The sequence below is a fragment of the bacterium genome (genome assembly GCA_016873475.1).
Taxonomy (GTDB): Bacteria; Krumholzibacteriota; Krumholzibacteriia; order JACNKJ01; family JACNKJ01; genus VGXI01.
Window position 1 is genome coordinate 1 of sequence record VGXI01000208.1, and the last position, 5,189, is coordinate 5,189.

Here is a 5,189-nt window from a genome sequence, read left to right on the forward strand (position 1 = left end):
TTGTCACCGGGGGCCCGATCCTCTGGCTAAGTAGTTCAGAATCATCTCGTTTGCGATTTCTCGAGCGCTGTGCTTAATTGGACGGGCTGCCGGTCTCCCGCCGCCCGGGACGGGGGCGGGGGCGCCGTCCAGGCATCCCCAACGAGGAAGGCCCCATGAACGCGCGCCTGCGTCGCAATCGGATCGTCTCCGCGCTGGGTTCGCTCCAGCTCATGATCGCCCTCACGCTCCTGTTCGCGATCGCGAGCGGCGTCGCCACCTTCATCGAGTCCGCCTCCGGCACGCCGGCCGCGCGGGCCCTCGTCTACGACGCCTTCTGGTTCGAGCTGACGATCGGACTCCTCATCGTCAACCTGATCGCGCTGCTCCTGCTGCGGGCGCCCTACAAGCCCAGCCAGTACGGCTTCTTCCTCGTGCACCTGTCGGTCATCGTCATCCTCGTCAGCGCGGGCATCACCCGCTACTTCGGCTACGAGGGGATGATGCACATCCGCGAGGGGCAGTCCAGCAGCAGCATCCAGTCCAGCCGCGACTACATCCAACTCGGCCGGGACGGCGCCAGCGCGGGTTTCCCCGTCCTGCTCTGGAAGGCCGGAGCGAGCCGGACCAGCGGCAAGCTCGCGCTGGGCGGCGAGCACTACCGGGTGCGGGTGGCCGAGTACTGGCCGCGCTTCGCCGAGGAGCTGGTGCCCGCCGACAGCGGACCGGCCGCCCTCGGCCTCGCCGTCGCCGGCGAGCGCGGCATGGAGCGCCAGCAGTTGCGTCCCGGCGAGAGCCTGCGCGCGGGCGACACCCAGCTCGTCTTCCACGAGGGGCCCCTGCCCCCGGCGGGCGAAGCGGCGCCCCTCGGCGCGATCCGCGCGCGCCTGGGCGACCGGAGCGCGAGCCTGCCCGTGAGCCGCGATCCCGCGCAGAGCGCAACGATCGCCGGCCACCGCCTGCGCATCAGCGAGTTCCACCCCGACTACGCGCGGCGCAACGAGCGGCCCGAGCCCGAGGCGCTCACGAACCCGATGGTGCGCGTCGCGATCACGGGGCCCGACGGCACTCAGGGCGAGCGCGTGCTCTTCGCGTTCTTCCCCGACTTCGGCATGAACCACGCCGGGGGGGAGGCGGCCTTCGCGGAGCTCGCGCTGAGCTACGAGTACGGGCGCAGCGTCGACCTTGCCGTCGAGGGTGGCGCCCTGCGCGCGCGCGCCAGCTTCCCGCTCGAGGTCGTCGACATGGCGAGCGGCGCCGCCGATCACGTCCTGCCGGCGGGCGAGGCCTTCACGCCGAGCCTGATGACCCTGCACCGTGCGGGCAGCTTCTCCCTCGTGGCCACGCTCTTTCTGCCGCACGCCCGTCTGGCGCCGGTGCTCAGCGACGACGAGCACGCGCCCGCCGCGGCGCGCCTCGTCGTCGAGGGGCCGGGCGGCGTGAGCGGGGAGGTGGTCGCGATCCGCGGCGAGACCGCCCGCCTCGCGCTGGGCGGGCAGGATCTCAGGCTGGACTTCGGACCCAAGCTGATCGCGGTGCCCTACCGCCTCGAGCTCGACGACTTCCTCCTGGTCACCTACCCCGGCAGCAGCAACCCGGCCAGCTACGAGAGCCACGTCAAGCTCTTCGACGAGGCGGCCGGTATCGACGGCCGGCCCGTGCGCATCTACATGAACCACCCGCTCACCTACCGCGGCTACAAGCACTTCCAGTCCTCCTACGACCAGGACCAGCGCGGCACCGTGCTCTCCGTGAACCACGACCCCGGCAAGTGGCCCACCTACATCGGCTACATGCTGATCGGCCTGGGCTTCCTGCTCATCCTCGGCAAGGGCCTGCTCGCCCGCCTCGACGCCGATCGTCACCTGCCCCGGAAGGAGGAGGCATGATCCGCCGCCGATTCGCGCGCCCGCTCGGCGCCCTCTTGCTCGCGCTGCTTCTCAGCCAGTGGCCGGCGTCCGCTCCCGTCCGCGCGCAGTCCGGCGGCGAAGCCCCGGCTGCCGATCCCCATGCCGGCCACGTCCACACACCGCCGCCGCCGCCGGTGAAGAACTTCCTCAGCCCCGCCGCGCGCGACGCGCTGCGTCGCCTCACGGTGCAGGACTTCCAGGGCCGCATGAAGCCCCTGGACACCCTCAGCCGCGAGATGGTGATGAAGATCACCAAGCGCTCGCACTTCGAGGACTGGGAGCCGCTGGACCTCTACTTGAGCTGGATGCTCGCGCCGCGCTACTGGTTCGACAAGCCGGTGATCAATGTCCGCTACCCGGGTCTCAAGGACCGCCTCGGTGTCGACGCCGCCACCCGCGCGGTCAGCGCGGCGAGCCTGCTCGACGCCTCGGGGCAATACCTGCTGACGAGCGATGTCGAGGAGGCCCTGCGCACGGCCGACCGCGAGCGCAGCAAGCTGCAGCGACAGCTGCTCACCTTCGACGAGCGGGTGAACCTGCTCTTCATGAACTTCCAGCAGAGCACGCTGCGGCTCTACCCGGTGCCCGAGGACGAGAAGCACACCTGGCTCGCCATGGACCGCCTGAGCCAGCAGCTCCGCGGCGATCCGCGCCTGGCGGAGTTCCAGCGCGCCAACCAGGCGCTCTTCGGCGCGCTCGCCGCCGGTGACGACGGCGAGATCCGGGCCGCCGCCGCCATCGTCCGCGGGCTGCAGGACAAGTACGGGGCCGCCGTCGAGGTCAAGGACCAGGCCCTGGTCGCCGAGCTGCTGCTCAACGCGCAGCAGCCCTTCCTGCGCGTCATTCCCTTCTACCTCCTCGCCTGGGCGCTGCTGCTCGCGGCCTACGTGCACAGCCTCGCCCGCCGCGGCGGCGCCGGCTACTCGCTGCGCCAGCCGCTCTACCTGCTCGGCTCGCTGCTCTATTGGCTGACCCTGCTCGTGCATCTGGGCGCCTTCATCCTGCGCTGGGTGGCCTCCGGCCGGGCGCCCCTGTCCAACGGCTACGAGTCGCTGATCTGGATCAGCCTGATGGTGGGCGTCGCCGGCCTCCTCTTCGAGCTGAAGGATCGCCACGCCCTGATCGCCAGCCTGGGCGCCCTGCTGACGGGCGTGGTGCTCGCGGTCGCCCTGCTCTCGACCTTCGATCCGGCGATCGGGCCCCTGGTGCCGGTGCTGGCGAGCTACTGGCTGAACATCCACGTCACGGTCATCACGAGCAGCTACGGCTTCCTCGGACTCTCGGCGCTGATGGCCCTGAGTGTCCTCATCCTCTACCTCTTCAAGGCCCCGGGCCGGCGCACGGTGCAGGAGGCCATCGGGCAGATCCACCACCTGCACTGGTACGTGGTCGTGAGCGGCCTCGGCCTCTTGAGCATCGGCACCCTCCTCGGCGGCGTCTGGGCCAACGAGTCCTGGCGGCGCTATTGGGGTTGGGACGCCAAGGAGACCTGGAGCCTCGTGACGATCCTCGTCTACGCCGCGGTCAGCCACATGCGCTTCATCCCCGCGGTGAAGGGGCCCTGGCCGGTGGCGGCGGCGAGCTTCCTCGGCATCTCCTCGGTGATCATGACCTACTTCGGCGTCAACTACTTCCTGGCCGGCCTGCACTCCTACGCCGCCGGCGATCCGGTGAAGATCCCGAACTGGGTCTACCTGGCGGTCGCGATCGCCTTCGCGCTGATCGCCCTCTCCTGGCTCGCCGACCGGCGCCGCCAGTGGGGGCGGGGAACGCCCGCGTGAGCGGGGCGCTGCGGGTCACGGTGAAGCTCTTCGGCGCCTTCCGCCAGGCGGCGGGCGCCGGCTCCTTGACCCGCAGCCTCGCGCCCGGCAGCACCCTCGAGTCGCTCTGGCTCGATCTCTGCGCCGAGTGGCCGGCGCTCGCGACCCTGAGGGCCGCGCGCCTGGCGGCGATCAACTTCGAACACGCCCGCGCCGATCGCGCGCTGGCCGACGGCGACGAGGTGGCCTTCTTCCCGCCCGTTTCCGGGGGGTAGGCGATGGCGACGCCGCGCTTCCTGATCACTGCGGAGCCGCTCGCGCTCGAGCCGCTGTTAGCCGCGGTGGCCGCCGCGGAGCACGGGGCCGTCGTCGGCTTCCTCGGCGTCGTGCGCGCCGAGGCCGGCCTCGCCGCCCTGGACTACGAAGCCTACGCGCCGATGGCCGAGCGGCAGATGGCGGCCATCGCCGCGGAACTCGGCGCACGCTGGGGTCCGCTCGCCCTGGCCGCGCACCACCGCGTGGGCCGGCTCGCCGTCGGCACGCCCTCGCTGGCCCTGGCCGTCGGCGCGCCCCACCGCGCGGCGGCCTTCGCTGCCGCCGCCGCCTTCGTCGATCGTCTCAAGGAAGTGGTGCCGATCTGGAAGAGCGCCGTCCCCCCAGGCGGCGCGGGGGAGGAGCCGCGATGATGCGCATCCGCGCGGAGAGCGCCACCGCCGTCGAAGAGCAGGCGAACGTCGTCGTCTTCGTCAGCGAGGAGAACGGTCTCGAGGCCGCCGGGCGCCCCCTGGCGCTGGCGGGGCGCATCGCCGCCCTGCGCGAGCGCGGCGACTTCCGCGGCAAGCGCGGCGCGACCTGCCTGCTCTACGAGCCGCGAGGCGCTGGCCAGCCCGACCGCCGCTGGCTCCTGGCCGGCCTGGGCAGCAGCGCCCAGCGCGGTCCGCGCGCCTGGCGCGCCGCCGCCGCCGCGGCCCAGTGCGCCCTCGCCGAGCTGGGCGCCGAGAGCGCGCTGGTCGTGCTGCCGCCGGCGGCGGATCTCGGCGAGCTGGCGGCCGGGCTCCTGCTCTCCGGCTACAAGTACGATCGCTACCTCAAGAACGGCGAGGCGCGCGCCAAGCACCTGAACGAGGCCGTACTGCTGCTCGCGCCGGATGCCGAGCCGGCGGCCGCCGCGGCGGCGCTCGCGCGCGCCGCGCGCCACGCGGAGGGTGTCGCCCTCGCGCGCGAGCTGATGAACGGCCCGGCCAACGCGGTGACGCCGCGCGCGCTCGCCGACGCCGCGCAGGCGATCGCCGCCGCCGCGGGCGGCACCGTCGCCTGCCGCGTGCTCGAGGAGGCCGAGTTGGCAGCCGAGAACTGCCGCGCCATCCTCGCCGTCGGCGCCGGCAGCGCCGAGCCGAGCCGGCTCATCATCCTCGACTACGCGCCGGCCGGCGCGACCCGGACGGTGGTGCTGGTCGGCAAGGGCGTCACCTTCGACTCGGGCGGCATCAGCATCAAACCCGCCGCCGACATGCACGAGATGAAGTGGGACATGGGCCCC

At 72.4% G+C, this 5,189-nt stretch carries 5 protein-coding genes; all 5 read left to right on the forward strand.

The window, feature by feature from the left end; translation table 11 throughout:
- Positions 1–155 precede the first annotated feature (155 nt).
- Positions 156–1,868: a cytochrome c biogenesis protein ResB gene (locus tag FJ251_13200; GenBank protein MBM4118663.1), complete on the forward strand. Its 1,713-nt coding sequence runs from the start codon at positions 156–158 to the stop codon at positions 1,866–1,868.
- Entirely contained in the window at positions 1,865–3,670 is a 1,806-nt protein-coding gene (locus FJ251_13205; protein MBM4118664.1) for a hypothetical protein, read from the forward strand. Before FJ251_13200 ends, FJ251_13205 begins: the two co-directional genes overlap by 4 nt.
- Positions 3,451–3,924, forward strand: a complete 474-nt coding sequence (locus FJ251_13210; protein MBM4118665.1) for a MoaD/ThiS family protein — start codon at positions 3,451–3,453, stop codon at positions 3,922–3,924. The genes FJ251_13205 and FJ251_13210 overlap by 220 nt, the downstream gene beginning before the upstream one ends.
- A 3-nt stretch (positions 3,925–3,927) precedes the next feature.
- Positions 3,928–4,335: a molybdenum cofactor biosynthesis protein MoaE gene (locus FJ251_13215; protein MBM4118666.1), complete on the forward strand. Its 408-nt coding sequence runs from the start codon at positions 3,928–3,930 to the stop codon at positions 4,333–4,335.
- A partial coding sequence (locus tag FJ251_13220; GenBank protein MBM4118667.1) for a leucyl aminopeptidase occupies positions 4,332–5,189 on the forward strand: 858 nt, incomplete at its 3' end. The genes FJ251_13215 and FJ251_13220, both read left to right, overlap by 4 nt.

Coding starts and splice junctions, on each gene's coding strand:
- FJ251_13200 (MBM4118663.1), top strand. CDS start 156: ATGAACGCGCGCCTGCGTCGCAATCGGATCGTCTCCGCGCTGGGTTCG.
- FJ251_13205 (MBM4118664.1), top strand. CDS start 1,865: ATGATCCGCCGCCGATTCGCGCGCCCGCTCGGCGCCCTCTTGCTCGCG.
- FJ251_13215 (MBM4118666.1), top strand. CDS start 3,928: ATGGCGACGCCGCGCTTCCTGATCACTGCGGAGCCGCTCGCGCTCGAG.